The sequence below is a fragment of the Falsiroseomonas sp. genome (assembly GCF_030695085.1).
Lineage (GTDB): Bacteria > Pseudomonadota > Alphaproteobacteria > Acetobacterales > Acetobacteraceae > Falsiroseomonas.
In genome coordinates this window covers 1-24,699 of sequence record NZ_JAUYTS010000159.1, presented here as the reverse complement: position 1 = coordinate 24,699, position 24,699 = coordinate 1, and the positions used below count along the sequence as shown (strand labels likewise).

At 68.0% G+C, this 24,699-nt stretch carries 24 protein-coding genes and 1 tRNA gene; 14 read left to right on the top strand and 11 right to left on the bottom strand.

The genetic code is table 11. The annotated features are described in order from the left end of the window. Positions 1–32 precede the first annotated feature (32 nt). From Q8S40_RS17320 to Q8S40_RS17310, 3 genes are read right to left on the bottom strand one after another with little or no spacing between them, the layout of a single operon-like run. Entirely contained in the window at positions 33–1,088 is a 1,056-nt protein-coding gene (locus Q8S40_RS17320) for a ribonucleotide-diphosphate reductase subunit beta (protein ID WP_305671366.1), read from the bottom strand. A 23-nt stretch (positions 1,089–1,111) separates the two neighbouring features. Then, the gene (locus tag Q8S40_RS17315; protein ID WP_305671365.1) at positions 1,112–1,273 is read right to left on the bottom strand and encodes a hypothetical protein; all 162 of its coding nucleotides are present in this window, start codon (positions 1,271–1,273) and stop codon (positions 1,112–1,114) included. Between the two features lie 38 nt (positions 1,274–1,311). Next, positions 1,312–3,171: a ribonucleoside-diphosphate reductase subunit alpha gene (locus Q8S40_RS17310; protein WP_304814671.1), complete on the bottom strand. Its 1,860-nt coding sequence runs from the start codon at positions 3,169–3,171 to the stop codon at positions 1,312–1,314. Positions 3,172–3,554: 383 nt separating this feature from the next. Here Q8S40_RS17310 and Q8S40_RS17305 point away from each other — a divergent pair, with 383 nt between their 5' ends. The 3 genes from Q8S40_RS17305 to Q8S40_RS17295 all read left to right on the top strand — a co-directional run bounded on the left by Q8S40_RS17305 (position 3,555) and on the right by Q8S40_RS17295 (position 5,524). Next, positions 3,555–3,941 carry a hypothetical protein gene (locus Q8S40_RS17305; protein ID WP_305671364.1) on the top strand — a complete coding sequence of 129 codons (387 nt, stop codon included), beginning with the start codon at positions 3,555–3,557 and terminating at the stop codon, positions 3,939–3,941. Between the two features lie 87 nt (positions 3,942–4,028). Beyond that, a complete protein-coding gene (locus Q8S40_RS17300; RefSeq protein WP_305671363.1) occupies positions 4,029–5,015 on the top strand; it encodes a tripartite tricarboxylate transporter substrate binding protein in 987 nt (328 codons plus the stop codon). 11 nt (positions 5,016–5,026) lie between these two features. After that, on the top strand, positions 5,027–5,524 hold the full coding sequence (locus Q8S40_RS17295) for a cupin domain-containing protein (protein WP_304814677.1): 498 nt from the start codon (positions 5,027–5,029) through the stop codon (positions 5,522–5,524). Positions 5,525–5,543: 19 nt separating this feature from the next. Here Q8S40_RS17295 and Q8S40_RS17290 read toward each other — a convergent pair whose 3' ends face one another. From Q8S40_RS17290 to Q8S40_RS17270, 5 genes are all read right to left on the bottom strand, one after another. Then, entirely contained in the window at positions 5,544–5,741 is a 198-nt protein-coding gene (locus Q8S40_RS17290) for a hypothetical protein (RefSeq protein WP_305671362.1), read from the bottom strand. Then, a complete protein-coding gene (locus Q8S40_RS17285; RefSeq protein WP_305671361.1) occupies positions 5,731–7,221 on the bottom strand; it encodes a cation:proton antiporter in 1,491 nt (496 codons plus the stop codon). Before Q8S40_RS17285 ends, Q8S40_RS17290 begins: the two co-directional genes overlap by 11 nt. A 63-nt stretch (positions 7,222–7,284) precedes the next feature. Next, entirely contained in the window at positions 7,285–7,866 is a 582-nt protein-coding gene (locus tag Q8S40_RS17280) for a nucleotidyltransferase family protein (RefSeq protein WP_305671360.1), read from the bottom strand. Further along, positions 7,842–9,122: an ArgE/DapE family deacylase gene (locus Q8S40_RS17275; RefSeq protein ID WP_305671359.1), complete on the bottom strand. Its 1,281-nt coding sequence runs from the start codon at positions 9,120–9,122 to the stop codon at positions 7,842–7,844. Before Q8S40_RS17275 ends, Q8S40_RS17280 begins: the two co-directional genes overlap by 25 nt. Positions 9,123–9,219: 97 nt before the next feature. Further along, entirely contained in the window at positions 9,220–9,588 is a 369-nt protein-coding gene (locus Q8S40_RS17270) for an arsenate reductase (RefSeq protein WP_305671358.1), read from the bottom strand. A 194-nt stretch (positions 9,589–9,782) separates the two neighbouring features. Between Q8S40_RS17270 and Q8S40_RS17265 the strand changes: the two genes are divergently transcribed. Beyond that, positions 9,783–12,242, top strand: coding sequence for a PAS domain-containing protein (locus Q8S40_RS17265; protein WP_305671357.1), 2,460 nt, complete (start codon positions 9,783–9,785; stop codon positions 12,240–12,242). A 33-nt stretch (positions 12,243–12,275) separates the two neighbouring features. On the opposite strand, the gene Q8S40_RS17260 is transcribed toward Q8S40_RS17265, so the two are convergent. Next, positions 12,276–12,349, bottom strand: a tRNA-Gln gene (locus tag Q8S40_RS17260). Between the two features lie 419 nt (positions 12,350–12,768). Between Q8S40_RS17260 and Q8S40_RS17255 the strand changes: the two genes are divergently transcribed. From Q8S40_RS17255 to guaB, 4 genes are all read left to right on the top strand, one after another. Then, a complete protein-coding gene (locus tag Q8S40_RS17255) occupies positions 12,769–13,686 on the top strand; it encodes a Ppx/GppA phosphatase family protein (protein ID WP_305671356.1) in 918 nt (305 codons plus the stop codon). A 140-nt stretch (positions 13,687–13,826) separates the two neighbouring features. Further along, a complete protein-coding gene (locus tag Q8S40_RS17250) occupies positions 13,827–14,270 on the top strand; it encodes a helix-turn-helix domain-containing protein (protein ID WP_305671355.1) in 444 nt (147 codons plus the stop codon). 61 nt (positions 14,271–14,331) lie between these two features. Beyond that, positions 14,332–15,075: an RlmE family RNA methyltransferase gene (locus Q8S40_RS17245; protein WP_305671354.1), complete on the top strand. Its 744-nt coding sequence runs from the start codon at positions 14,332–14,334 to the stop codon at positions 15,073–15,075. 128 nt (positions 15,076–15,203) lie between these two features. Next, on the top strand, positions 15,204–16,691 hold the full coding sequence (gene guaB / locus Q8S40_RS17240; protein WP_304814691.1) for an IMP dehydrogenase: 1,488 nt from the start codon (positions 15,204–15,206) through the stop codon (positions 16,689–16,691). Between the two features lie 36 nt (positions 16,692–16,727). Here guaB and Q8S40_RS17235 read toward each other — a convergent pair whose 3' ends face one another. Beyond that, positions 16,728–17,234: a hypothetical protein gene (locus Q8S40_RS17235; RefSeq protein ID WP_304814692.1), complete on the bottom strand. Its 507-nt coding sequence runs from the start codon at positions 17,232–17,234 to the stop codon at positions 16,728–16,730. 290 nt (positions 17,235–17,524) lie between these two features. Here Q8S40_RS17235 and Q8S40_RS17230 point away from each other — a divergent pair, with 290 nt between their 5' ends. From Q8S40_RS17230 to Q8S40_RS17215, 4 genes are all read left to right on the top strand, one after another. Continuing rightward, a complete protein-coding gene (locus Q8S40_RS17230; protein WP_305671353.1) occupies positions 17,525–18,838 on the top strand; it encodes an RsmB/NOP family class I SAM-dependent RNA methyltransferase in 1,314 nt (437 codons plus the stop codon). Beyond that, complete coding sequence (locus Q8S40_RS17225) at positions 18,835–19,428, top strand: GNAT family N-acetyltransferase (RefSeq protein ID WP_305671352.1); 594 nt, start codon at positions 18,835–18,837, stop codon at positions 19,426–19,428. The genes Q8S40_RS17230 and Q8S40_RS17225 overlap by 4 nt, the downstream gene beginning before the upstream one ends. A gap of 49 nt (positions 19,429–19,477) precedes the next feature. Next, the gene (gene guaA / locus Q8S40_RS17220; protein WP_305671351.1) at positions 19,478–21,073 is read left to right on the top strand and encodes a glutamine-hydrolyzing GMP synthase; all 1,596 of its coding nucleotides are present in this window, start codon (positions 19,478–19,480) and stop codon (positions 21,071–21,073) included. A gap of 317 nt (positions 21,074–21,390) precedes the next feature. Next, positions 21,391–22,671 (top strand): tyrosine-type recombinase/integrase, encoded by a 1,281-nt coding sequence (locus tag Q8S40_RS17215; RefSeq protein WP_305671350.1) that lies wholly within the window; start codon positions 21,391–21,393, stop codon positions 22,669–22,671. Here Q8S40_RS17215 and Q8S40_RS17210 read toward each other — a convergent pair. Further along, positions 22,637–22,915 (bottom strand): AlpA family transcriptional regulator, encoded by a 279-nt coding sequence (locus Q8S40_RS17210; RefSeq protein WP_305671349.1) that lies wholly within the window; start codon positions 22,913–22,915, stop codon positions 22,637–22,639. The genes Q8S40_RS17215 and Q8S40_RS17210 overlap by 35 nt on opposite strands. Positions 22,916–23,148: 233 nt before the next feature. Between Q8S40_RS17210 and Q8S40_RS17205 the strand changes: the two genes are divergently transcribed. After that, complete coding sequence (locus tag Q8S40_RS17205) at positions 23,149–24,117, top strand: ArdC family protein (RefSeq protein WP_305671348.1); 969 nt, start codon at positions 23,149–23,151, stop codon at positions 24,115–24,117. After that, the gene (locus tag Q8S40_RS17200) at positions 24,114–24,530 is read left to right on the top strand and encodes a hypothetical protein (RefSeq protein WP_305671347.1); all 417 of its coding nucleotides are present in this window, start codon (positions 24,114–24,116) and stop codon (positions 24,528–24,530) included. Before Q8S40_RS17205 ends, Q8S40_RS17200 begins: the two co-directional genes overlap by 4 nt. The last annotated feature ends 169 nt before the right edge of the window (positions 24,531–24,699 follow it).

Below are 24,699 nucleotides of genomic sequence, written 5' to 3'. Positions count from 1 at the left end.
GGCGTCCATGGCCGACGACATGCCGCGGCGCATCACCGTGCCGGTAGTGCGATCTCCCCTTCCGGCTGGGCGGAGGTGAAGGTCGCGTCGCCGAAGGCTTCTTCCCAGGACCCGGCGGTGCTGGCGCGGGAGTATTCGGTGGCGCGGTTTTCGAAGAAGTTGGTGTGCTCGATGGCGTTCAGCATCTCATCGAGCCAGGGCAGCGGGTTCTTCTCGATATTGTAGAGGCATTCGAGGCCGAGCTGCTGCAGGCGGCGATCCGCGATGTAGCGGATATATTGCTTGGTCTGCGCGGCATCGAGACCTTCCACGCCGCCGAGCTCGAAGGCGAGGTCGATGAAGGCGTCCTCATGCTCCACGATGGTGGAGCAGATCATGTACAGGTCGCGCTTCAGCTCCTCGGTCCAGATTTCCGGGTTTTCCTGCACGAAGGTGCGGAACAGGCGGATCACGGACAGGCAGTGCAGCGTCTCGTCGCGCACCGACCAGGACACGATCTGCCCCATGCCCTTCATCTTGTTGAAGCGCGGGAAGTTCATCAGGATGGCGAAGGAGGCGAAAAGCTGCAGGCCTTCCGTGAAGGCGCCGAAGGCGGCGAGCGTCTTGGCAATCTCGGTCTTGTTGTCGACCGAGAAGTTTTGCATGTAGTCGTACTTGTCCTTCATCTCCTTGTATTTGAGGAAGGCCGTGTACTCGGTCTCCGGCATGCCGATGGTATCGAGCAGGTGGCTGTAGGCGGCGATGTGGATCGTCTCGGTGTTCGAGAAGGCCGACATCATCATCAGCACTTCGGTCGGCTTGAAGACCTGTGAATACTGCTTCATGTAGCAGTTGTTCACCTCGACATCCGCCTGGGTAAAGAAGCGGAAGATCTGCGTCAGCAGGTTCTTCTCACCCGGCGTCAGGGTCTTCTGCCAGTCCTTCACATCATCCGCGAGCGGCACTTCTTCCGGCAGCCAATGGATGCGCTGCTGCTGCAGCCAGGCCTCATAGGCCCAGGGGTAGCGGAACGGCTTGTAGACCGGGTTCGCGGTCAGCAGGTCGAAGCGGATGGGAAGTTCCGCGCGGGTCATCGCGTCATCGGGCATGAAGTATCTCGCCGGAAAATTGTTCAGTTGGCCATCTGGTCGCGCGCCGGGCTGGCGGCGCGGCTGCTTGCGCGCTGGAACTGGGCATCGAGATGGTCGAGTTCCGCCACCAGGCGACGAACCTCCGTCACCGGGCCGCGCCATTCCAGCAGGCGGTCGAGATCCCGCTCCAGCGCCGCCTTCAAGGCAGCGACGCGCGCGGAATCAGGGTTTTGCGGGTTCCTCACTGACATGCGAGGCATTCCTCGTAGTCATTTTCGTTCTCGGAGGGCGGTGCGGCGGCGACGAGCTTCCGGACTTCCTCATCCTTGTGCAGCGTCATCACATCGGACTGCCCGACGACCTTGGCGGAAATGGTATCCGCGCGCTGAATGGAAAGGCTTCGGCAATAATAAAGCGACTTCAGCCCCTTCTTCCACGCGGTCATGTGGATCTGGTGAAGATCCCGCTTGTGGACATCCGCCGGCAGGAACACGTTGACCGACTGGGACTGGCAGATGAACGGTGTGCGGTCCGCCGCATGCTCGATCACCCAACGCTGATCCAGTTCGAACGCCGTCTTGAAGGTGGCGCGTTCCTGATCGGTCAGGAAATCCAGGTGCTGCACGCTGCCCTTGGTGACCGTGATGCTGGTCCAGGTGTCGTCATCATCCCGGCCATGCTTCGCCAGCACCTTCTTCAGGTGGATGTTGCGGACGATGTAGGACCCGGACAGGGTCTTGTGATTGTAGACATTGGCCGCGATCGGCTCGATCCCCGGACTCGCGCCGCCGCAGATGATGGAGATGCTAGCCGTCGGCGCGATCGCCATCTTGTTCGAGAAACGCTCCATGAAGCCGTATTCCGCGGCATCCGGGCAGGGCCCGCGTTCTTCCGCCAGGATCCGGCTCGACAGGTCGGCCTGTTCGCGGATGTGCTTGAACATCCGCTTGTTCCAGACCTTCGCGATGGCGCTTTCGAAGGGCACGTTCAGCGCCTGGAGGAAGCTGTGGAAGCCCATCACGCCGAGGCCGACGGAGCGTTCCCGCATCGCGGAATAGCGCGCCCGCGCCATCGAATCCGGCGCACTGTCGATAAAGCTTTGCAGCACATTATCCAGGAACCGCATCACGTCCGGGATGAAGCGCGGATGATCTTTCCACTCGAACCAGGTCTCGCAGTTCAGCGAGGACAGGCAGCACACCGCGGTGCGTTCCTGGCCGTGCTGGTCGATGCCCGTGGGCAGCGTGATCTCGCTGCACAGGTTCGAGGTCTTGACCTCGAGACCTGAAAGCTTGTGGTGCTCCGGCCGGGCGCGGTTCACGTGGTCGGAATAGATGATGTAGGGCTCGCCGGTCTCGATCCGCGCCGTCAGGATGCGGATCCAGATGGAACGTGCGGAAACCTTCCGCATCAGCGCGCCGTCCTTGGGCGAGACCAGCGCCCATTCCTCATCCGCCTCGACCGCGCGCATGAAGGCATCCGACAGCAGCACGCCGTGATGCAGGTTCAGCGCCTTGCGATTCGGGTCGCCGCCGGTCGGGCGCCGCATCTCGAGGAATTCCTCGATCTCCGGGTGGTTCACCGGCAGGTAGCAGGCGGCCGAGCCGCGGCGCAGGCTGCCCTGGCTGATCGCCAGCGTCAGGCTGTCCATCACCCGGATGAAGGGGATGACGCCGGAGGTTTTGCCGTTGCGGCCGACCTTCTCGCCGATCCCGCGCAGATTGCCCCAGTAGGAGCCGATTCCCCCGCCTTTCGCCGCCAGCCAGACATTCTCGTTCCAAAGGCCGACGATGCCGTCGAGGCTGTCGGAGGCCTCGTTCAGGAAGCAGGAGATCGGCAGCCCGCGAGTCGTCCCGCCATTGGACAGCACCGGCGTGGCCGGCATGAACCAAAGGCGGGAGATGTAGTCATAGATCCGCTGCGCATGCGCCGCATCGTCGCCATAGGCGGAGGCGACGCGGGCGAACAGGTCCTGGTAGGATTCGCCCGGCAGCAGATAGCGGTCGTCCAGGGTCGCCTTGCCGAAATCGGTCAGCAGCGCGTCGCGGGACCGATCGATCTGAACCTGGCCGTGGCCTTCAAGCTGAACTGCATCAAACACCGACCAACCCCCAAATCTGGCTCCTGTCGCGTGGAGCGACTCCCCCAACGCCCGCAGGATGCCCGCGCAGCCCTACACCAACAAGATGTAGTGTTGCCACACCCCGATGGCTACTACGGGTGTGCGGCACATCAACGGTTGCATTTTCGCAGGCCTTGCAGGCCCAAGACATATGTTTCCGTTTCGTTCGAATTCTAGCGCAGGATGGGCCAGCGCGTCCCGCCGGCCGCGCAGCTAGGCCGGCCGTGGCGGCAGGGAAAGGACGGTCTTCCCCGATATCCTCGTGATCCACAGGCAGGATGGCGAAGCGCGCGAAACAGGGCGTGACATGTTCGCGCAACATCTCCGGTCCAGATTTGCGCTAACCGCAGAAGGCCCGGCCCATGTCCACCCCGCAACGTGTCGCCGCCGGCCTGTTTCCCAGCCTGATCCAGCGCCTGCGGCCCGGCCCTGCCGCCGCAGCTGCCCACGCGCACCCAGCCCTCGCCAGCATGCGGCTGTTCCGGGTGGTGACCATGCGCGGCGACCTGTTGCTGGGGCTGAGCGCGGCGGAACTCGCCGCCCTTGGCCCGGGCCCGGACCTCGATCGCCTGGCCCGGCGATTCGCCACGCAGGGCCAGATCACCGGCTGGCTGTACCATGAAGGGCGCGGCCTGGATGGCGCCGGGTGGTTGCGGACCGCGGGCCGCGTCGCCGTGCTGGAGCAGGATGCGCTGACGCTCCAGCCGCACCTCCCCGGCCTGCCGGTACAGTCCCCGCCGGCCAATTGAGGGCCATCGTTGCGTTGCGTGGCTGGAGGGGGTGCAAGCCGCGGCCAATCGCGCTTTGATCGGCTGGAAGACCGGAGATTCCCCGCCATGCGACCCATCACCCGCCGCACCGCCCTGGCCCTGCCGCTTGCCGCCGCAGCCCTGCCCGCCCTGGCCCAGGGGAGCAGCCAGGCCTGGCCGACCAGGCCCATCCGCATCGTCGTGCCCTTCGGCACCGGTGGCGGCACGGACATCACCACCCGGGTGCTGGCGCCGAAGCTGAGCGAGATCCTCGGCCAGACCGTGGTGATCGAGAACCGGCCCGGCGCCGGCGGCACGCTCGGTGCCGATATCGTGGCCAAGGCGCAGCCGAATGGGGAGACCTTCCTGCTGGCCACCGTCTCCAACATGGCGCTCGCCATCGGGCTGTACAGCCGGCTGCCCTATGACCCGCTGAAGGATTTCGTTTCCATCGCGCCCACCGTCTTCATCCCGATCGGCATGGCGATCTCGGCCAAGCTCGGCGTGCGCACGGCGGAGGAATTCATCGCGCTGCTGCGGGCCAATCCGGGCAAGTATTCTTATGGCAGCGCCGGTGCCGGCACCTCCGGCCACATCGCCTCCTCCGCCTTCCTGTCGCGCATCGGCGCGACGGCGGAGCATATTCCCTACCGCAATCCGGGGCAGACCTACCTGGCGCTGCAGCAGGGAGAGATCGCCTTCACCAGCGACATCCCCTCCATCCTCGCCCCCTTCCACCAGGCCGATTCGGCTCGGCTGATCTTCGTCGCCACCGATGAGCGCAGCCCGCAGGTGCCGGATGTGCCGACGGCGCGGGAGGTGGGGCTGGGCGACTACAAGGCCTATTCCTGGTATGGCATCTACGCTCCCGCCGGCACGCCCGCCCCGATCGTGGCGCGGATGGCGGCGGCGATCGAGCAGGCGCTGTCCGACCCGGCCATCGGCCAGCGTTTCGACCAGATGGGCACGCCCGCCATGCGCGGCTGGACCCCGCAGCGTTTCGAGGATTTTCTGAAATCCGAGATCGATCTGTGGCTGCCGCTGGTGCGGGCTTCGGGCGCGCGGGCTGACTGAGGAGACCACCGATGCCGCATGACGGACACGACCATAGCCACGAAACGCCGCCGGATGATGGCTGGAAGCACACCGGCGTGCGGGTGATCCCGGCCAACAGCCTGGACACCAACACGGCGCAGACGCCGGGCATGAACCGCGCCGCGGCGATCAACTTCGCCCGCGTCGGCGCGCAGAAGATCTGGGCGGGCACGGTGCATATCCACGCCAACGCCAAGACCGGCGCGCATCACCACGGCGCGCTGGAATCGGTGATCTACATCATCAAGGGCCGCGCCCGGATGCGCTGGGGCGAGAAGCTGGAATATGTCGCCGAGGCCGGCCCGGGCGACTTCATCTTCGTGCCGCCCTACGTCCCGCATCAGGAAATCAACGCCAGCACGGATGAGACGCTGGAATGCGTGCTGGTGCGTTCGGACAATGAGGCGGTGGTGGTGAATTTGGATATCGAGCCGGTGGAGAAGCCGGAATCGGTCGCCTGGGTCGATCCGATCCACAAGGCGCCCTGATCGGTCACCGCCCGCCGGTTCACCCGGCGGGCGGTTTCTCCAGCAATTCCGCCGCGCGTTCCGCCGCATCCCGGAACGGCAGCAGCACCAGCGCGGCGCCACGTTGACGCAGCCGGTCCGCCTCCTCCTCCGTATGGGCCGTAACCGCGATGCGGCCCGGGAAATGCTGCGCCCGCAATCCATCGATCAGCGCCAGGCGATGATCCTCATGCGTCACCCCGCCGCCCCGGGCGGGAATGGCGGACACCGCCCAGCGCGCGCCCTCCAGCGGCAGGGCGGCGATCAATTCGGTCGGAGGCATCGCCGTACAGCGCGGCGAAGCCCTGTTCATGCCATTGGCGCACCGCCTCCGGGTCGAAATCCACGCCGAGCATGGTCAGCCCCCGGGCCCGCAGATGCTGCGCGATATTGCCGCCGAAGCGGCCGAGGCCGAACAGCACGACATCGGCCTTGTCGGTCGCCACGGCCGTATTGCCCGCCTCCAGCGCCTCCCGCCACGGATGTTCCCGCTCGAACATCCGCAGGGGCGCGTCGAGCCAGGCGGCCAGCTTGTGGGAATGGGTGATCATGTAGGTGGACAGCGCGATGGTCACCAATCCGACCAGCGTCACCAGCCCCAGCGCCGGTTCCGCCACATGGCCCAGCGCTACGCCCATCGCCATGAAGATCAATGAGAATTCGCTGATCTGCGCCACCGTCAGCCCGGCCAGCAGCCCGGTGCGGCGCCGGTAGCCCATATAGTCCATGATCACCACGACGATCAGCGGATTGCCGATCAGCACGAAGGCGGAAAGCGCCAGCGCGGCGCCCACCTGTTCGCCCATCGAGGCGAGGTCGAGCCGCGAGCCGAGCGCGATGAAGAAGAACAGCAGCAGGAAGTCGCGCAGGCTGGCCAGGCGCGCGGCAATCGCCTCCCGGTACGGGGTGGACGCCAAAGCGACGCCGGCCAGCAGCCCGCCCAGTTCCTTGCCCAGCCCGACATAATCGCCGACCGCCGCCAGCAGCGCCGCCCAGCCAATGGCGAAGCCCGCCAGCAATTCCGGCGCGCGCGCCAGCCGCGCGGTCAACGGCCCGGCGATGAAGCGGATGATGAAGCCCACCGCCACCAGCATCGCCACGCCACCTGCCACCACGCGGGCCAGCCCGGCCATGGCCGAGGCCTCCCCCGCCCCGGCGGCCATCGCCGAGACCACCACCATGGCCAGCACCACGAAGATGTCCTGCACGATCAGGAAGCCGAGCGCGATGCGGCCGTGCAGGCTGTCGATCTCGCGTTTGTCGGACAGCAGCTTGACGATGATGATGGTGCTGGAGAAGGTCAGCGCCACCGCCACATACAGGCTCTCCAGCGCGCCCAGCCCGAGCAGCAGGCACAGCAGGTAGCCAAAGAGGGCGGTGAAGGCGACCTGGCCGAGCCCGGTTGCCAGCGCCACGCGGCCAAGGTTGCGGACCAGCGAAAGGTCCAGCTTCAACCCGACCAGGAACAGCAGCACCGCGATGCCGAGTTCGGACAGCAGGTCGATGTATTCGCCGGACCTGGCGATGCCGAGCGCCGCCGGGCCGGCCAGGATGCCGGCGGCGATCAGGCCGACGATCAGCGGCTGGCGCAGCAGCAGCGCCACCATCCCGACCGCGACGCCCAGCACCAGCAACGCTGCGACCTCGTAGAAGACCGAACTTGCGAGAATGTCTTCCAAGACGGTTTGCCCTTCGATTTGCCGTGGTTCTGGCGCGGCTGGGCGCTCGCGTGAAGGGTGCCGTCAGCCTTCCATGATGGTCAGATACGGCCAGCGCGCCTGATAGGCCTCGGCCTTGCGGCGAAACAGCGCCGGCCGGTCATTCAGCGGATTGCGCCGCAATGTCCCGGCCTCCAGTTCCGCCAGGCCGTTCGGCGCATACAGCGCGCCGGTCGCCAGCTCGATCCCGATGCAGGTGCAGGCCACCAGGTAGCGGTCGATCCCGTCTTGCGCCGAACGCAGCTGCGGATAGCCGGGACCGAAGCGCTGAGGATACCACAGATGCACCCGCGCCTGGTTCCGCACCTCCACCTCCACCGCCAGATGCGCGGTGGCCTGGCGCACCCGGCGGATCACCGCGTCCTCGGCCTCGAAGGACAGGTCGCTGTCGTCGAAATAGAACACGTCGTAGTCGCGGATGCCCCAGCCCGGCTTATGGCCGGCGCGATGGTTCCACACCTCCTGGAACAGGCATCCGGCGGTCAGGAAACCCTGGTTCAGCCCGAGCGCGGGCAGCAGTTCCAGCAGCGCCGCATTCACCGGATTGGCCCGCGCCTGGGCGACCAGCCGCCCGCCCGGCATCATCCGCGCGGGCGCACCCCGCACCAATCGGCGATGAAGGCGGCGATCGTCAGGGTGCAGGTCTTCAGGTCGGCCAGCGAGGTGCGCTCGTCGAAGCCATGCGCCATCTCTCCCTTCGGGCCGTAGCACAGGCCAGGTATGGCGAAGTATAGGCCGTAGTAGCGCGTGTCGTTCACCGCGGTGGACAGCCGTGCCGGCATCTCCCCGCCATGCACCGCGGCATGGGCTGCGGCCAGCACGGCCTCGGCCTCCGACCCCGGTTCCAGCACATAGGGGTCGGTCTGGAAGCCGTGGAAGGTGATTTCGGGCGGGTTGTTGGCGAGGAAGGCATCGCCCTTCGCCGCCGCCTTCACCGCCGCCTCGACTCGCGCCATCGCTTCCTCCGGCGTCGTGCCGGGCAGCAGGCCGATGCGGCAATCCACCTCGCACCAGGCGGGGGTCGAGGAGGCCCAGTCGCCGCCGCGGATGATGCCGGGATTGAACTTGATCGGGTCCGGCACGGACCCGTACCAGGCATGGTCGCGCCCGGCCTCGTTCAGCGTTTTGGTATGGGCATACAGCGCATTGATCAGCGCATAGGCGGACATGATGGCGTTGCTGCCATCCTGCGCCACCATCACATGCACCGGCACGCCGCGCACCTTGAGCCGAAACCAGATGGTGCCGGTCTGCGCGCGGGTAATGGAATGCGCGGTGGGTTCCGGGATCAGCGCCGCCTCGGCCCGGTAGCCGCGCAGCAGCGTGGCGAGCGCGCCATTGCCGGTGCTTTCCTCCTCCGTCACCGTCTGGAGGTACACATCCGCCGCGGGCTCCAGCCCGGCTTCGCGGATCGCATCCATGGCGAAGACCATGGCGGCAACGCCGGCCTTCATGTCGTGCGCGCCGCGGCCATACATCCAGCCGTCGCGGATCACGGCGGCATAGGGCGGATGCGTCCACATTTCGTGCGGGCCTTCCGGCACCACGTCGATATGGCCCTGCAGGATCAGGCTGCGGCCGGTGGGGTTCGCCGGGCGGTGCGTGGCGACCACCTGGATGCTGGCGGCCGGGTCGGCATCCACCATCGGCGCAGTCTTCGGGTGGGCCGGCACATCGGCCAGGCTGAAGCGATCCACGCCATAGCCGCGGCCGGCCATCTGCCGGGCGAACCAATCCTGCAACGGCGCCTCCCGCCCCCGCAGGCTGGGGAAGCGCACCAGATCCTGGAGGAATTCGGTCTCCCGCGCGAAGCCCGCCTCCACGGCTTGGCGCAGGCGGTCGAGCAGGGCGGCGTCGGGCATGGGGCAATCCTGTGCAAATCCTCCCGAACGGTCCGCGCCATGTTGCGTCGCGTCAAGCCGGGTCGCGTCTAGCCGGGCCGCATCAAGCCGGGCCGCATCAAGCCGGGCCGGGCGCGCCAAAGGCCGCGGCATAGGTCTCCGGCTTGAAGCCGATCAGCAGGCCGCCGGCCCACGGCAGCACCGGGCGCTTGATCAGGGCGGGATGGGCGTGCATCAGGGCGATGGCGCCGGCCTCGTCCAGCCCCTCCCGCTCCGTCTCCGGCAATTGGCGGAAGGTGGTGCCGGCGCGGTTCAGCAAGGCGGGCCAGCCGACCTCCGCCACCCATCCCTCCAGCAGCCCGGCCGGGATGCCGGATTGCCGGTAGTCATGAAGCGTGCAGGACAGCCCGTGCAACTCCAGCCAGGCACGCGCCTTCTTCATCGTATCGCAGTTCTTGATCCCGTAGATCACGATCGGCCCGGCCATGGGTGCCCCCTTTTGCTGTTCTCGTGTTCTGCTTCACCCGAACGTGAGTCGCCAAGCCCGGTCGTTGCGGGTTTTCCCCAGGCCTTCGGCCTTTCCGGAACGGATGTGATTTGAATCAGGCTACGCCCCGCCGAGACGCGACACCGCCATTGCCGCCCGGCTCGGTCGCTGGCCCCCATGGACCGTATCGCGCCATGCCATTGCGCTGGGGCCTGGCGGCTGCGGTGCTGACGCCATTGCTGGTCTTCGCCGTCTCCGCCTCGCGCAGCTGGGACCAGGCCTGGCACGGGGCGGAGGTGGAGGTCACCCGAACCGCCGACGCGGCCGCGGAATATGCGCGCCGCCTGCTGGAAGGCCAGGTGCTGCGCCTGCAGCGCGCCAATGAACTTCTGGCCGGCCTCAGCGACGCCGAGATCAGGGCGCAGCAGACGGAGTTGCACCGCGCCTTGGCCGGCATCGCGGCGGAGCGGGAGCCGGCGGAACAGGCCGCCTTCTACATCTTCGCCTATGACCGCGACGGTGATGCGCTGGTGGCCAGCAACCTGCTGCCGGTGCCGGCGCCGGATCCGGTGCTGCGGGAGCGGGAGTTCAACCAGGCGCTCCGCGGACCCCAGGCACCCTGGGTGCATGTCAGCCGCATCTATGTCGGCCGCACCACGCGCCGGGCCTATTTCTCGGTGGCCGCGCGGCGCACCGGGGCGGGCAATGGCGCGCCACCCGGCACCTATGACGGGGTGCTGGTCGCCTCCATCTACCTCGACCATGCCCGCGCGGCGCTGTCCGCGCTGGGTGCGGCGGAGGGCGACCGGGTGGCGCTGGTCCGCGCGGATGGCGTGCTGCTCGCCCTTTCCGGCGATTTCGGCAGCCTGCGCCCGGAAGCGATGCGCGTGGCACCGGATTCGCCGGCGCTGGCGGGCATGGCGCAGGGCCTGCCGCGGATCATCGAGGCGCGCCCCTCGGCCACCGATGGGGTGGAACGGGTGGCGGCGTTCCGGCGGGTCGGCGGGGATTGGCCCGTCTATGCCGCGGCGGCGCGGGCCCGGCCCGCGGTGGTGGCCGCGTGGCGGCAGGCCGTGGCGCCACAGGCCGTGCTCGCGCTGGGCTCCGCCCTTCTGCTGCTGCTGCTGGCGCGCGTGGTGTTGCGGCGGCAGGCCGCCCTGGTTGCCACCAACGCCGCGCTGGAGCGCCGGGTGGAGGACCGCACGCGCGACCTGCGGGAGCGGGAAAGCATGCTGCGCCTGGCCCAGCAGGCCGCCGGCGCCGGGTCCTGGTCCTGGGAGCCGGAGACCGGCCGGCTGCAATGGTCGGAGGAGATGTTCGCCCTGCTCGGCCTGCATCATGAACGCGATGCCGCGTCCAGCACGCTCGATGGCTTCATGGCCACGGTGCACCCGGAAGACCGCGCGATGCTGCGCGCGGCGATCCTGAGCGGGCTGGCGGAGGGCGCGATGACCGTCGAGTTCCGCGTTTTCCGCCGCCGGGCGGACGGACGGCGCGATGAGGTCTGGCTGTTCTGCCGCGCCCGGCTCTACCCCGCCGAGGGCGGCAAGCCGGCGCGGATGGTGGGTATCGACATCGACATCAATGAGCGTCGCCGCGCCGAGGCGCGCTTCGCCGTGGCGACCGCGGCCATGGCGGGCTTCGTCTATGAGTGGGAGGTGGCGACCGGCCGCGTCGAGCGCACCGGCGGCGCCGATGTGCTGCTGGGCCACGCGGTGGGGCTCTCGGCCGAGGAATGGCTGGCCCGCATCCATCCGGAGGATCGCGACCGGGTGGATGCCGCGATTCTGGCGCTGCGGGAGGATCCCGACCAGCACAGCTTCGCCATGGAATATCGCGTCGCCCGCGCCGATGGCGGCTGGGCCTGGCTGTGGGACCGCGGCCAGGTCACCCGCGACCCATCGACCGGCGCGCCGGCCTGGCTGGTCGGCGGCGCGGTGGACGTCACCGCGCGGCGCATCGCGGAGGAACGCCAGTTCCTGCTGCTGCGGGAGGTGGACCACCGCGCGAAGAACGCCCTCGCCGTGGTGAAGGCGGCGCTGCGGCTGACGCCGCGGGACGATGCCGCCAGTTTCGCCGCCGCCGTTGATGGGCGCATCGACGCGCTGGCCCGCGCCCAGACACTGCTGTCGGAGACGAGCTGGTCCGGGACGCCGCTGCGGGAGATGCTGGACGGCGCGCTGGAGGCCTTCGTATCGCCCGCCCGTGCGCGGCATGGCCAGCCTGGCATGCCGCAGGTGACGCTGGAGGGTCCGGCGGTGGTGCTGGCAGCGGCCGCGATCCAGCCGCTGGCCATGGCCGTGCATGAACTGGCGACCAACGCGACCAAATATGGCGCCTTGTCCTGCCCGGGTGGCCGGCTTCGGGTGCGCTGGCGCATGCTGCCCGGGCAGCAGGGCGAGGGTCAGGATCAGGGCGCGCAGGATCGGCTGGAAGTGGAATGGATCGAGTCGGGCGGGCCCACCCTGGCAGCGCCCCCGGTGCGGCGCGGTTTCGGGACGCGCGTCGTGGATGGCACGGTACGATCGCAGCTCGGCGGCCGCGTCGAGTGGCACTGGGCGGCGGAGGGGCTGAACGCCGTGCTGTCCATGCCGGCGCGGCGGGTTCTGCAGGCGGAGACGTGGCCGTGGGTTGAACCGCGGGCCGCGGTCTGAGCCGCAGGCTCGGGCGACGGTGTCGGGCGGCGGTGGCTGGGGGACCTGGATTCGAACCAAGACTGCCCGAGTCAGAGTCGGGAGTTCTACCGTTAAACTATCCCCCACCGGCACGGCTCGGCTTGCGCCACAACCGTCGGGAGCGGCGAACTAGCATGCGACTTCGAGGCAGGCAACCACGCCAGCGCTGCGAAATGCCTTGCCCCTGTCGCCTGCGCGCCGGATCATGTGCCGGGCGCCCGTATGCCTCCGGCCAGCCCGCCGGGGGCTACGGATCGCCTGCCCGGCAACCCATCTGGTCAAGGAAATGCCCGACGACGCGCCCCTCCCCTTCCAGCCGGCCCACTGCGTCGCCCAACCGGGTGCCGCATGCCTGCCGCCGCCGGGATGGCAGCCGAATCCAGGCTCGAGCGCTTTCGCGGCCCTCGATCTTGGCACGAATAACTGCCGCCTGCTGATCGGCACGCCGCATTGGGGTTCACCACAGGGCGCGGCCGCGCCAACCGGGGCGCCGTTCAACTTCCGGGTGGTCGACAGTTTTTCCCGCATCGTGCGGCTGGGTGAGGGACTCGGCGCGACCGGACGGCTTTCCGATGCGGCGATGGACCGGGCGCTGACGGCGCTCCATGCCTGCGCCAACAAATTGGCCCGCCGCCCGGTGCGCGGCCTGTTGGCGGTGGCCACGGAAGCCTGCCGCCGCGCCGGCAACGGCCCCGAATTCGTCGCGCGGGTCGAGGCGGAGACCGGCCTGCGACTCCGGATCATCTCGGCGCGGGAGGAGGCGGAGCTGGCGATGGAAAGCTGCGCCCCGCTGCTGGAGGCCAGCGACCGTCGCGCCCTGCTGTTCGATATTGGCGGCGGATCGACCGAAATCGCCTGGATCCGCATCCATCCCGGCCACCGGATGCCGGAGCTGATCGGCACCATCTCCGTCCCCGTCGGGGTCGTCACCCTGTCGGAACGCTGCGGTCCCTCCTGCTTCACGGAAGCGGGGTTTCATGCGGTGGTGGATGAGGTGGCGGCGCGGTTGCGCGGCTTCGATGCGGTGCATTGCATCGGCCAGGAAATCCGCGCCGGCGGGGTGCGGCTGATGGGCACCTCCGGCACCGTCACCACGCTGGCCGGCGTTGCCATGGCGCTGCCGCGCTACCGCCGCCTGCTGGTCGATGGCCAGGTGCTGGAGGCCTGCGATGCCGACCAGGCGCTGGGCGATCTGTTCGCATTGGGCCGGGACGGGCTGGCCGCCCACCCCTGCGTCGGGCCGGAACGGGTGGATTTCGTGCTGCCGGGCTGCGCCGTCTATGCCGCCATTCGCCGGGTCTGGCCGGTGCCAAGGCTGACCGTGGCGGATCGCGGGCTGCGGGAGGGGATTCTGCTGCGGCTGATGCGGCTGGACCGCACGGCGCAGCGCCGGCCCGGCCGCTTCTGGCCTGGTTGCGGCTGATGGCCCGAGGCATTCCGGCAAGGCCGGTGCTGGCGAAAGGTCGCAGGGTCGACTACACAGTTACCGAAATTGCGGTTCCCTTCCATTCAAATGGGCCGTCCGCCAATAACAGCCGCTGTCCATGACAACTAGGATTGCCGATGCCGTACCTTCTGATAGCCAAAATCGACACGCACCTTAAGGCGGACAAAAACAAGCATAGCAAAGATCAAGCAGACACGGACAAGCTCCGCGTCAGCAAGGGCGAAGTTATTACGGCGTCCAATTTTCCACTCGAAGGTCGTTTTTTCATCGTCCGGAATGCTGTTTTGAAGGGGGCTCCCGTCCCGGGTCACATCATCTATGCTCTGGATGAACAGTGGACCCTCGAGGAAGCGCCGGAGAAGCCGGCAGACGCCTCGCCCGCTGCCACGGCATCTGCGCCTGCGGCCAAGCCGGCGCCAGCCGGCGCCGCCCAGCCGACGGGAGAGGGCAAAATGGCCGAGGCGAAGGCCATGCTGGCCGCCGGCAAGTCCGTCTCGGCCATCGCAAAGGAACTCCGGATCGGCCGTGCCTCCATCAAGCGTTGGCGCGACGAGGCCTGATTGGCCGGGCCAGCGGAGCATGGGCATTCCGGGATGGCCGCGGAGGGCGTAAAGCCCTCCCATGGCCAAGCCCCCCGCCCCTCCCGGTAAGTCCCCACCCGGTAAGTCCCCACCCGGCAAATCCCCGGCCGGGAGTCCCGCCGGCACCACCCGCCAGCTCGCCGACCGGCTGCGCACCGCCAAGGGCCGCACCATCGGCAGCCAGCGCTGGCTCGAACGGCAACTGAACGACCCCTATGTGAAGGAGGCGAAGGCCCGCGGCCTGCGGTCCCGCGCGGCCTTCAAGCTGGAACAGATGGATGACAAATTCCATCTGCTGAAGCCCGGCTCCCGCGTCGTGGACCTCGGCGCCGCCCCGGGTGGCTGGACGCAGGTATCGCTGGCCCGCGGGGCTGGCCGCGTGGTGGGCATCGACCTTCTGGTGGTGGACCCGATCCCGGGCGCCATCCTGATGCAGGGCGATTTCCAGGATGCTGAGGCGGAACGGCGCGTGCTGGAGGCACTCGATGGCCAGGCGGACCTGGTGCTGTCCGACATGGCGCCCAACACCACCGGCCACAACGCGACGGATCACCTCCGCATCATGGCGCTCGCCGAGATCGCGCTGGACTTCGCAGGCCGGGTGCTGGCGCCGGGTGGCGGATTTGTCACCAAGGTGCTGGCGGGCGGGTCGGAGAAGGAATTCCTCGCCACGCTGAAGCGCGATTTCGCCGTGGTGCGCCACGCCAAGCCGCCGGCCAGCCGCAAGGACAGTGCGGAATTGTATGTGGTGGCGACCGGCTTTCGCGGCGGCAAGCCGGCCTGACCCCGTCCCGCTATGGACGCCGCACCCGGAACCGGTGTAGGCGGGGCCGCCAAGGTTGCGGATCGAAAGAGGTTCCCGCCATGGCGCCCCCAGACACGAATACCCCTGCTAAATCCCCTGGCACCTCCATGAATCGCGAGGCCGCCTTTCGCGCAAGGTTCGAGGAAGCCTACGCCTTCGATGACGTGCTGCTCGTCCCGGCCTATTCGACCGTGCTGCCGAGCGAGACGGATACCCGCACCCGGCTGACGCGGGAGATCTCGCTGAACATCCCGCTGGTTGCCGCGGCGATGGATACGGTGACGGAGGGCAACATGGCGATCGCCATGGCCCAGGCCGGCGGCATCGGCGTGATCCACAAGAACCTTTCGCCGGAAGACCAGGCCGCCCAGGTCCGCCAGGTGAAGAAGTTCGAATCGGGTATGGTGGTGAACCCGCTCACCATCCACCCCGACCAGACGCTGGCCGAGGTCCGCGCGCTGCAGGAAAACCATCACATCAGCGGCGTGCCGGTGGTGGAACGCGAATCGGGCCGGCTGGTCGGCATCATCACCAACCGCGACGTCCGCTTCGCCACCGACCCCAATCTGCGGGTCTATGAGCTGATGACGCGGGAGAACCTGGTGACGGCCGATGCCGATGTCACCAAGGACAAGGCGCGGGAGCTGCTGCACAAGCACCGCATCGAGAAGCTGCTGGTGGTGGACGAGGCCTATCGCTGCGTCGGCCTGATCACCGTGAAGGACATGGACAAGGCGCAGGCCAACCCCAGCGCGGTGAAGGACCCGATGGGCCGTCTGCGCACCGCGGCCGCGATCGGCGTGGGCGATGATGGCTTCCACCGGGCCGGACTGCTGGTGGCCGCCGATATCGACGTTCTGGTGGTGGACACCGCGCATGGCCATTCCGGCGGCGTGCTGCGCGCGGTGGAGCGCATCAAGAAGATGTCGAACTCCGTGCAGATCGTGGCCGGCAACGTCGCAACGCCCGAGGGCGCGCTGGCGCTGATCGAGGCCGGCGCGGATGCGGTGAAGATCGGCATCGGCCCGGGCTCCATCTGCACCACGCGCATCGTGGCCGGCGTCGGCGTGCCGCAGCTGACCGCCGTGCTGGAAAGCGCGGCTGCCTGCCGCGAACGCGGCGTGCCGGCGATTGCGGATGGCGGCATCCGGTCCTCCGGCGACGTCGCCAAGGCGATCGCGGCGGGTGCGGATTGCGTGATGATGGGCAGCGTCTTCGCCGGCACGGACGAGGCACCCGGCGAGGTATTCCTGTATCAGGGCCGGTCCTACAAATCCTATCGCGGCATGGGCTCCCTAGGCGCCATGGCGCGCGGCTCGGCGGATCGCTACTTCCAGGCGGAAGTGGCGGACAAGCTGAAGCTGGTGCCGGAAGGCGTCGAGGGCCGGGTCGGCTACAAGGGCCCGGTGGGCACCGTGATCCACCAGATGGTCGGCGGGCTGAAGGCGGCCATGGGCTACACCGGGGCCGCCACGATCCAGGACCTGCAGACCAAGGCGAAATTCCGCCGCATCACCAATGCCGGCCTGCGCGAGAGCCATGTGCATGACGTGGCGGTGACGCGGGAAGCGCCGAACTACCGGCTGGAGGGCTGATGATGCGCGCCCCGCCATCGCGGGGCGCGCAGGGTTTCAGCGGCTCGGCGGGATTTCACTGATGCGCAGCGTCGCACGCTGCGGGGCGCCGCGCTCGAAGGTGCCGATCCAGATGTTGTAGTTGCCGCTGGCCGGATTCCGCAGGACGATGCCGGGGTTCACCCCGTCCAGGTCGTCGTTGCAGTGCCAGTTGCCGGCGGAATCGTTGATCACCAGCGTCGTATCCGTGGTGGCGACCACGGAAATGAACAGCGGGAACTGGCCCGAGGTATAGTTCAGGTCCACATCCGGCTTCGAGAAATCGATCCAGCCGGCGCAATCCGGGCCGATGCCGGTGGCCTCGCGGTCGCCGCCCGCTTCCACCGGGATCTCACGCGGGTCAGGCTCGAAACCGGCGCGCAGGTTGATCGTGGCGTAGCGCGGCTGGGCGCGCCAATCCGGATATTGCTGGGCCTGCTGCGGCGCCGCGCCCTTCTGCTGGGCAACCGCACCACCGGCGACCAGCGCCAGAACCGCGCCGGCGGCAAGGATGGATTTGAACATCGGCGTAGGATCCCCTTTGTCGAACCGCCTGATGCGGCGTGACGCAAACTAATCGCAAACCGTGCAGCAAGCCCACCCGGCTGAAACATGCTGACATGAAAATCATGCCGGAACGTTGACGCGCGCGCGCGGCATCGCGGAAATGGCGGCGAGGGTCTATGTTGCCCGCACGGTTCCGGCCGGAGCGCGTGCCCACTGCCTGCCGACCCTCGCCGCCGGAGCCCCGGCGCGCCACCCCCTGCCCGCGTCCGCCCCGCGCCCCCGGCGCCGCGGCCGCCCGGATTCCCCGCATGACCCCCGCCGCCCGCCTCTCCGCCGCCATCGACCTGCTCTCCGCCGTCGAAGCCTCCCCCCGCCGCCCGGCGGATGCCATCGCCAATGATTTCTTCCGTGCCCGCCGCTACATCGGCGGCTCGGACCGGCGGAACGTCTCCGAGCGCGCCTGGGGGGCGATTCGCCAGCGGCTGCGGCTCGCCTGGCATTTTTCCGAGATGGGCATCGCCAGCCCCTCCGCCCGGCTGCTGCTCGGGGCGCATCTGATCCTGGCCGAGGGCTGGTCGGTGGACGGCGTGGACCAGAATTTCTCCGGCGAGCGATTCGCCGCCTCTCCCCTGGGGGAGGAGGAGCGCGCCCTGCTCGGCAAGCTGGCTGGCCGGCCGCTCGTGCTGCCGCGCATGCCGGACGGGCCGCGGCTGAACCTGCCGGAATGGGCGATGCCCGGCCTCGTCACCCGCTTCGGCGACAAGCTGGCCGAGGAAGCCGCGGCGATGGAGGAGGCCGCGCCGCTGGATCTCCGCGCCAATCTGCTGAAGGTGACGCGGGAGGCGGCGCTGGCCGCCCTGGCGGCGGAGGGCATCGCCGCCACCCCCACCCCGCTCTCCCCCTGGGGCATGCGGATCGCTGATCGCCGCCCGGTTTCCGCCACCAAGGCCTTCCTCGAGGGTCTGATCGAGGTACAGGACGAGGGCAGCCAGCTGGTCGCCCTGCTGACCGATGCGCGCCCCGGCATGCGGGTGGCCGATTTCTGCGCCGGCGCCGCGGGCAAGACGCTGGCGCTGGCCGCCACCATGGCCAACAAGGGCCATATCGTCGCCTGCGATACCTCCGCCGCCCGGCTGGAAGGCGCCGGCCGCCGCCTGCGCCGCGCCGATGTCAACAATTCCGAGCGCCACCTGCTCACCTCGGGCGACAAGTGGCGCAAGCGCAACTCCCGCAAATTCGATCGCGTACTGGTGGATGCCCCCTGCACCGGCACCGGCACCTGGCGCCGCAACCCGGATGCCCGCATCCGCACCAATGGCCGCGACCTGGCGGAGCTGGTGCTGAAGCAGGCGATGATCCTCGACGATGCATCTGAGTTGGTGCGCCCGGGCGGAAGGCTGGTCTACGCTACCTGTTCGCTGCTGCCCGAGGAGGACGAGATGCAGATGGCGGCCTTCCTGGAACGCCACCAGGATTTCACCCCGGTGCCCTTCACCGAGGTCTGGGAAGCCGTGCGTCCGGGCGTCGCGGCGCCCGGCCCCGGCCCCTACATGGCGCTGTCGCCCGGCAGCCATGGCACGGATGGGTTCTTCGCCGCGGTGCTGCAAAGACAGCCTTCATGATCTCCATCCGCCGCGCCCGGCCGGGCGATGCCGCGGCGGTGGCCGCGGTGCATGTCGCGGCCTGGCGCAGCGCCTATGCCGGCATCCTGCGGGATGGCTACCTGGCCGACCTGTCCGAGATCCGGCTGGCCGGCTTCTACCAGCGCGCCATCCTGGACCGGCGCGAAGGCCATGCAGTGTTCGTGGCGACCGCCACGCCGGAGGATGAGTCCGGCCCGCCCCAGGTGGTGGGCTTCGCCTCCGGCGGACGCGCCCGGCGCCGCGGCCTGGCGGAGGGGGAGGTTGAGACCCTCTATGTGCTGGATGACTACCGGGAGCGTGGCTGCGGCCGGCGCCTGATGCGGGCGATGGCGGCGCATCTGCGGGCCATCGGCTGCAATTCCGCCATGGCCTGGGTGCTGGAGGCCAATCCCAGCCGCTTCTTCTACCGCCACCTCGGCGGGCGCACGGCGATGCGGGAGGCGATTCGCGTGGCCGGCCAGGCCGTGGACCAGATCGCCCTGCTGTGGGACCCGATCGACACGCTGCTGGCCGCCACCGCACCCGTGCCCCAGGGGAGACCGCAAGGGCGCCTTCGCGAGGAAGGCTGAGCGCTGCAAAACGGCTTGTCGCTGCATCGCCTCTGTGCTGTTAGGCGCCATGACACACGCCGCCCCCGATGCCGCCTCCACCCCGCTCGCGCAGCATCACGACCGGATCCTGATCCTCGATTTCGGCAGCCAGGTGACGCAGCTCATCGCGCGCCGGCTGCGTGAATCCGGCGTGTACTGCGAGGTCTGGCCCTTCAACGCCGCCCCGGATGACCGCATCCGCGCCTTCGCGCCCAAGGGCATCATCCTGTCCGGCGGCCCGGCCAGCGTGACGGAGGAAGCCAGCCCCCGCGCGCCGGAGGTGGTGTTCGAGATGGGGCTGCCGATTCTCGGCATCTGCTACGGCCAGCAGGTCATGGCGCATCAGCTCGGCGGCCTGGTGGAAGGCGGCCATCTGCGCGAATTCGGCCGCGCCCATATCGACGTGACCGGCGACTGCGCCATCACCCAGGGCGTCTGGGCCAAGGGCGCGCGGGAACAGGTCTGGATGAGCCATGGCGACCGCATCACCCGCCTGCCCGAGGGGTTCCGGGTGGTCGCGGCGAGTGAGGGCGCGCCCTTTGCCGTCATCGCCAATGATGAGCGCCGCTACTACGGCACCATGTTCCACCCGGAGGTGGTGCACACGCCGCATGGCGCGGCCCTGCTGAAGAATTTTTCCCATATTGTCTGCGGCTGCACCGGCGACTGGACCATGGGCGCCTTCCGGGCGGAGATGGTGGAGAAGATCCGCGCCCAGGTCGGCAGCGGCCGCGTGATCTGCGGCCTGTCCGGCGGGGTCGATTCCTCCGTCGCCGCGGTGCTGCTGCATGAGGCGATCGGCGACCAGCTCACCTGCATCTATGTCGATCACGGGCTGATGCGGGCGAATGAATCCGAACAGGTGGTCACCACCTTCCGCGACCGCTTCAACATCAAGCTGGTGCATCGCGATGCGACGGACCTGTTCCTCGGCCAGCTTTCCGGCGTCACCGACCCCGAGCTGAAGCGCAAGACCATCGGCCGCCTGTTCATCGAGGTGTTCGAGGAGGAACAGCAGAAGATCGGCGGCGCCGACTTCCTGGCCCAGGGCACGCTGTATCCGGATGTGATCGAAAGCGTCTCCGCCACCGGCGGCCCCAGCGTGACGATCAAGTCGCACCACAATGTCGGCGGCCTGCCCGCCGGCATGCGGATGAAGCTGGTGGAGCCGCTGCGCGACCTGTTCAAGGACGAGGTCCGCGTGCTGGGCCGGGAACTCGGCATCCCCGAGATCATCGTCGGCCGCCACCCCTTCCCCGGGCCTGGCCTGGCCATCCGCATCCCCGGTGAGGTGACCAAGGAGAAGGCGGATATCCTGCGCCACGCGGATACGATCTACCTGGAGGAAATCCGCAACGCCGGCCTGTACGACGCAATCTGGCAGGCCTTCGCCGTGCTGCTGCCGGTGCGGACCGTGGGGGTGATGGGCGATGGCCGCACCTATGACAGCGCCTGCGCGCTGCGCGCCGTGACCAGCACGGATGGCATGACGGCGGATGTCTATCCCTTCAGCATGGAATTCCTGACCCGCGTGGCCGGCCGCATCGTGAACGAGGTGCGCGGCATCAACCGCGTGACCTACGACATCACCAGCAAGCCGCCGGGGACGATTGAGTGGGAGTGATGCGATAGGCTTCGGCATGGTTCGAGACCTATCGCGCCAACGGCGCTAAGTATAGAAAATTATTGAGATTACCTTGCGATATGCTTCGCGATCTATCGCGCGCAAGCGAGTTGATCTGACGGCATCATTGACGGTATCAACTGGCGGGTAGTGTCGGCGTGTTGAAGCTTGCCCGCCTGGAGATCCATCAAGCTCGATCCAGTTTTCACAGATAAATCGCTGAATTTATTGAGAATTTGGATAGACTTGACGGTATCGACTCTGACGGTATGGACGGCCCCCGAGCGGGGCGTATCATAGTCGCTGAGGAGGATGCCATGCTAACCGATATCGCCATCAAGCGGCTGAAACCAAAAGATAAATCGTACAAGGTTGCTGACCGTGACGGTATGTATGTCGCGGTCCTGCCGTCAGGAGCGATCTCGTTCCGCTACGACTATCGGCTGAACGGGCGCCGCGAAACGCTGACCCTCGGCGCCTACGGACTTGGCGGACTGACGCTCGCCGAAGCCCGCGAGCGCTGCCTCATTGCTCGGAAGATCGTTGCGGGCGGACAGTCGCCCGCGCAGGAGAAGCAGCGCGCGAAGCGCCGCGCGGCAGAAGCACTCACCATCGCGGCCGCCGGAAAGCGCTGGTTCGAGGGCGCGCGAATGGCCGAGAGTACGAGGGCCATGCGCAAGGCAATCTTCGACCGAGACATCCTACCAACGTGGAAGAACAGGTTCCTTTCGGAGATCACGCCTGACGACCTGCGCGGGCTCTGCGCCAAAGTGAAGGAGCGCGGCGCGCCCGCGACCGCAATCCATGTTCGCGACATCATCAAGCAGATCTACGGCCACGCGATCCTGCATGGCGAGAAGATTGCGAACCCGGCCGACGAAGTAGGGCCGGCATCAATCGCCACCTTCGTGCCAAAGGATCGCGCGCTTTCGCCGTCGGAGATCCGCATTCTGTTCGACCAAATCGAGCACGTCGCAACGCTGCCGACCATACGGCTCGGACTCCGCCTCATTCTCCTAACCATGGTGCGCAAGAGCGAACTGCTCGATGCAACCTGGGACGAGGTAGATTTTGAGAACGCTGTCTGGACCATTCCGAAGGACCGGATGAAGCGCTCGCGTGCGCACAACGTCTATCTGGCGCGACAGGCACTCGACATCATGGTCGCGCTGAAAACATGCGCTGGCAATTCACCCTATGTGTTGCCGTCCCGCTATGAGGCCGACCAGCCGATGTCTCGTGCGACCTTCAATCGCGTCATCTACGCTGTTGTTGGGCGTGCGAAGACCAGCGGGCTGCCGTTGGGCGCCTTCACGGTGCACGACTTGCGGCGCACTGGCGCGACGTTGCTGAACGAGCTCGGCTTCAACAGCGACTGGATCGAGAAAAGCCTTGCCCATGAGGACAATCGATCGTCGCGCGGTGTCTACAACAAGGCGGAGTATGAGCCGCAGCGTCGACACATGCTCCAGGAGTGGGCGGACATGATCGACGCATGGTGCAGCGGCCAGAAGCGGGTGCCCACGCTCTATCCGCCGACGATGCAGCTTGGGCCCACTGACGTCATGCCTTCACAGGCCGTGTCCGCCGCATCCTGACATTGGGTATTGGCGCGCGCGTTGATTGGCCATTGTCAGCGCCGTGCCGCCGCTCCGCGAGCCAGGCTGCGATTTCTGCATAGTCCCAAGCCACGCAACGCGGCGTCAGATGGAAGCGTCGTGGAAACTCGCCCCGCTGCTCCATCTCGTAGATCGTCGTGTCCGATAGCGGGACGAGATCCCGCAGCTCGTGCCTTCGAAGGGTGCGGCGAAGGGCGGGGACGCTGCGCTGGCTTTCGGACATGTGCCGCTCCGTGACGATCGCTATCGCCATCGAGCGGCACCTATTGAGCAGAGAAAAGCCGAGAGTGAGTGCCGTAGTGCCGCGTCGCGTCGCTGCGCGCAAATCGGATGGTGTTCCGCTGGCGACGTAGACGTCTGACCGCGCCGAAGAGGGTGAGAGTTTGGCGGCTGTCGCCGTGACGGGTTTCGGGGCCGAGAGAGAGGCTCGCGGCCGGCCCGTCATGGAGAACCGCCATGACCCGCTCCGCGACACGGCCGGCCCCGAGCGGCCGAGCCTCGGGTGACCGCGCGAACCTCTACGACGAGATCACCGGCAGGATCATCGCCGAACTCGAAGCCGGCCGCCTGCCCTGGGTGCAGCCCTGGGGAACCTCGGGTGTCGCCGCACCAATCGCCCTGCCGAAGAACGCGGCGACCAGCCGGCGGTACTCCGGGATCAACGTGCTGATCCTCTGGGGCGCCGTCGTCGAGCGCGGCTACGCCGGCCAGAGCTGGCTCACCTTTCGCCAGGCGCTCGCGTTGGGCGGCAGCGTGCGCAAGGGCGAGCGCGGCACGACCGTCGTCTACGCCGACCGCTTCATCCCCGGCGAGGAGCGCCAGCGCGCGCAGGAGACGGGGAAGGACGCCCGCGCGATTCACTTCCTCAAGCGCTTCACCGTGTTCAATGTCGAGCAGTGCGACGGACTGCCGCCCGAGTTGGCGGCGACGGCGCCCCCGGCGGATACCTCGCTCATCGAGCCGCGGGTGCAGGCGCTGATCGGAACCTCCGGCGCCGACCTCCGCATCGGCGGGGAGCGCGCCTACTACGACGTTCTCGGCGACTTCATCCGCGTGCCGCCGCCGCAGGCCTATTTCCAGCCGATCGACTGGCACCGGACCGCTCTGCATGAGCTCGGCCACTGGACGGGGCATTCATCTCGCCTCGGCCGCGAGATCGCCAACAGCTTCGCCTCCAAGAAGTATGCGCAGGAGGAGCTGGTCGCCGAGATGACCGCGGCCTTCACCTGCGCCGCACTTGGCATCGTGCCGACGGTGCGCCACGCCGACTACATCGGGTCCTGGCTGGAGGTGCTGCGCGAGGATAATCGCGCGATCGTCCGCGCGGCGAGTGCCGCGTCGAAGGCGGCGGACTTTCTGCTCGCCTTCGCGCCCGAGACCGAAGCGGTCAATGCCGACGCGGATGCGCCAGAGGTGGTATCGTGACCCGCGGGCGCAACGCCACTGCCCCGCTCATCCTGCCAGAGGCGGAGGAGCGCTACGGCCACTACATCCGCGAAGCACTGACCACGGAGGGTGGCCACCTCGCCATCGGCCGCGGCGGCTTCACACTGTACTTCGCCCGCGGTGCATATCTCAGCGGGCACGACTGGGAGGCCATCAAGACGACCTGCATCGCCGCTGGCCTGCCGGTGATCGATAGCCGCGCACTCCCCTTCGAGGTCGTCTGCGATCTCGCGGTGCGTGGCCCGATGGTGGCGGTCGGTGAACCCGCCAGCCCGCCGCCCTGGGGTGCCTTCTCCTATGCGCCACTCGCGGCTGTCGCGGATGCCTATCGCGCGGCCGGCGCGGAGGTGTGGAACCTGCCTCCTGCCGTAATAGCGGCGCGGAGAGAGTAAGAGGGCCGAGGCGGTCTTCGTGACGGGTTGAGGGTCGGGAGAGAGGCTCCCGGCCCGCCCGTCATGGAGAACCCCCCATGTCGAAGTCCGCCCCGAAGGTCGCGCTCTCCGCCTCGCGCGACATCCCCTTCAACCACCTCGTGCTCAGCCAGGCGAATGTCCGGCGCAT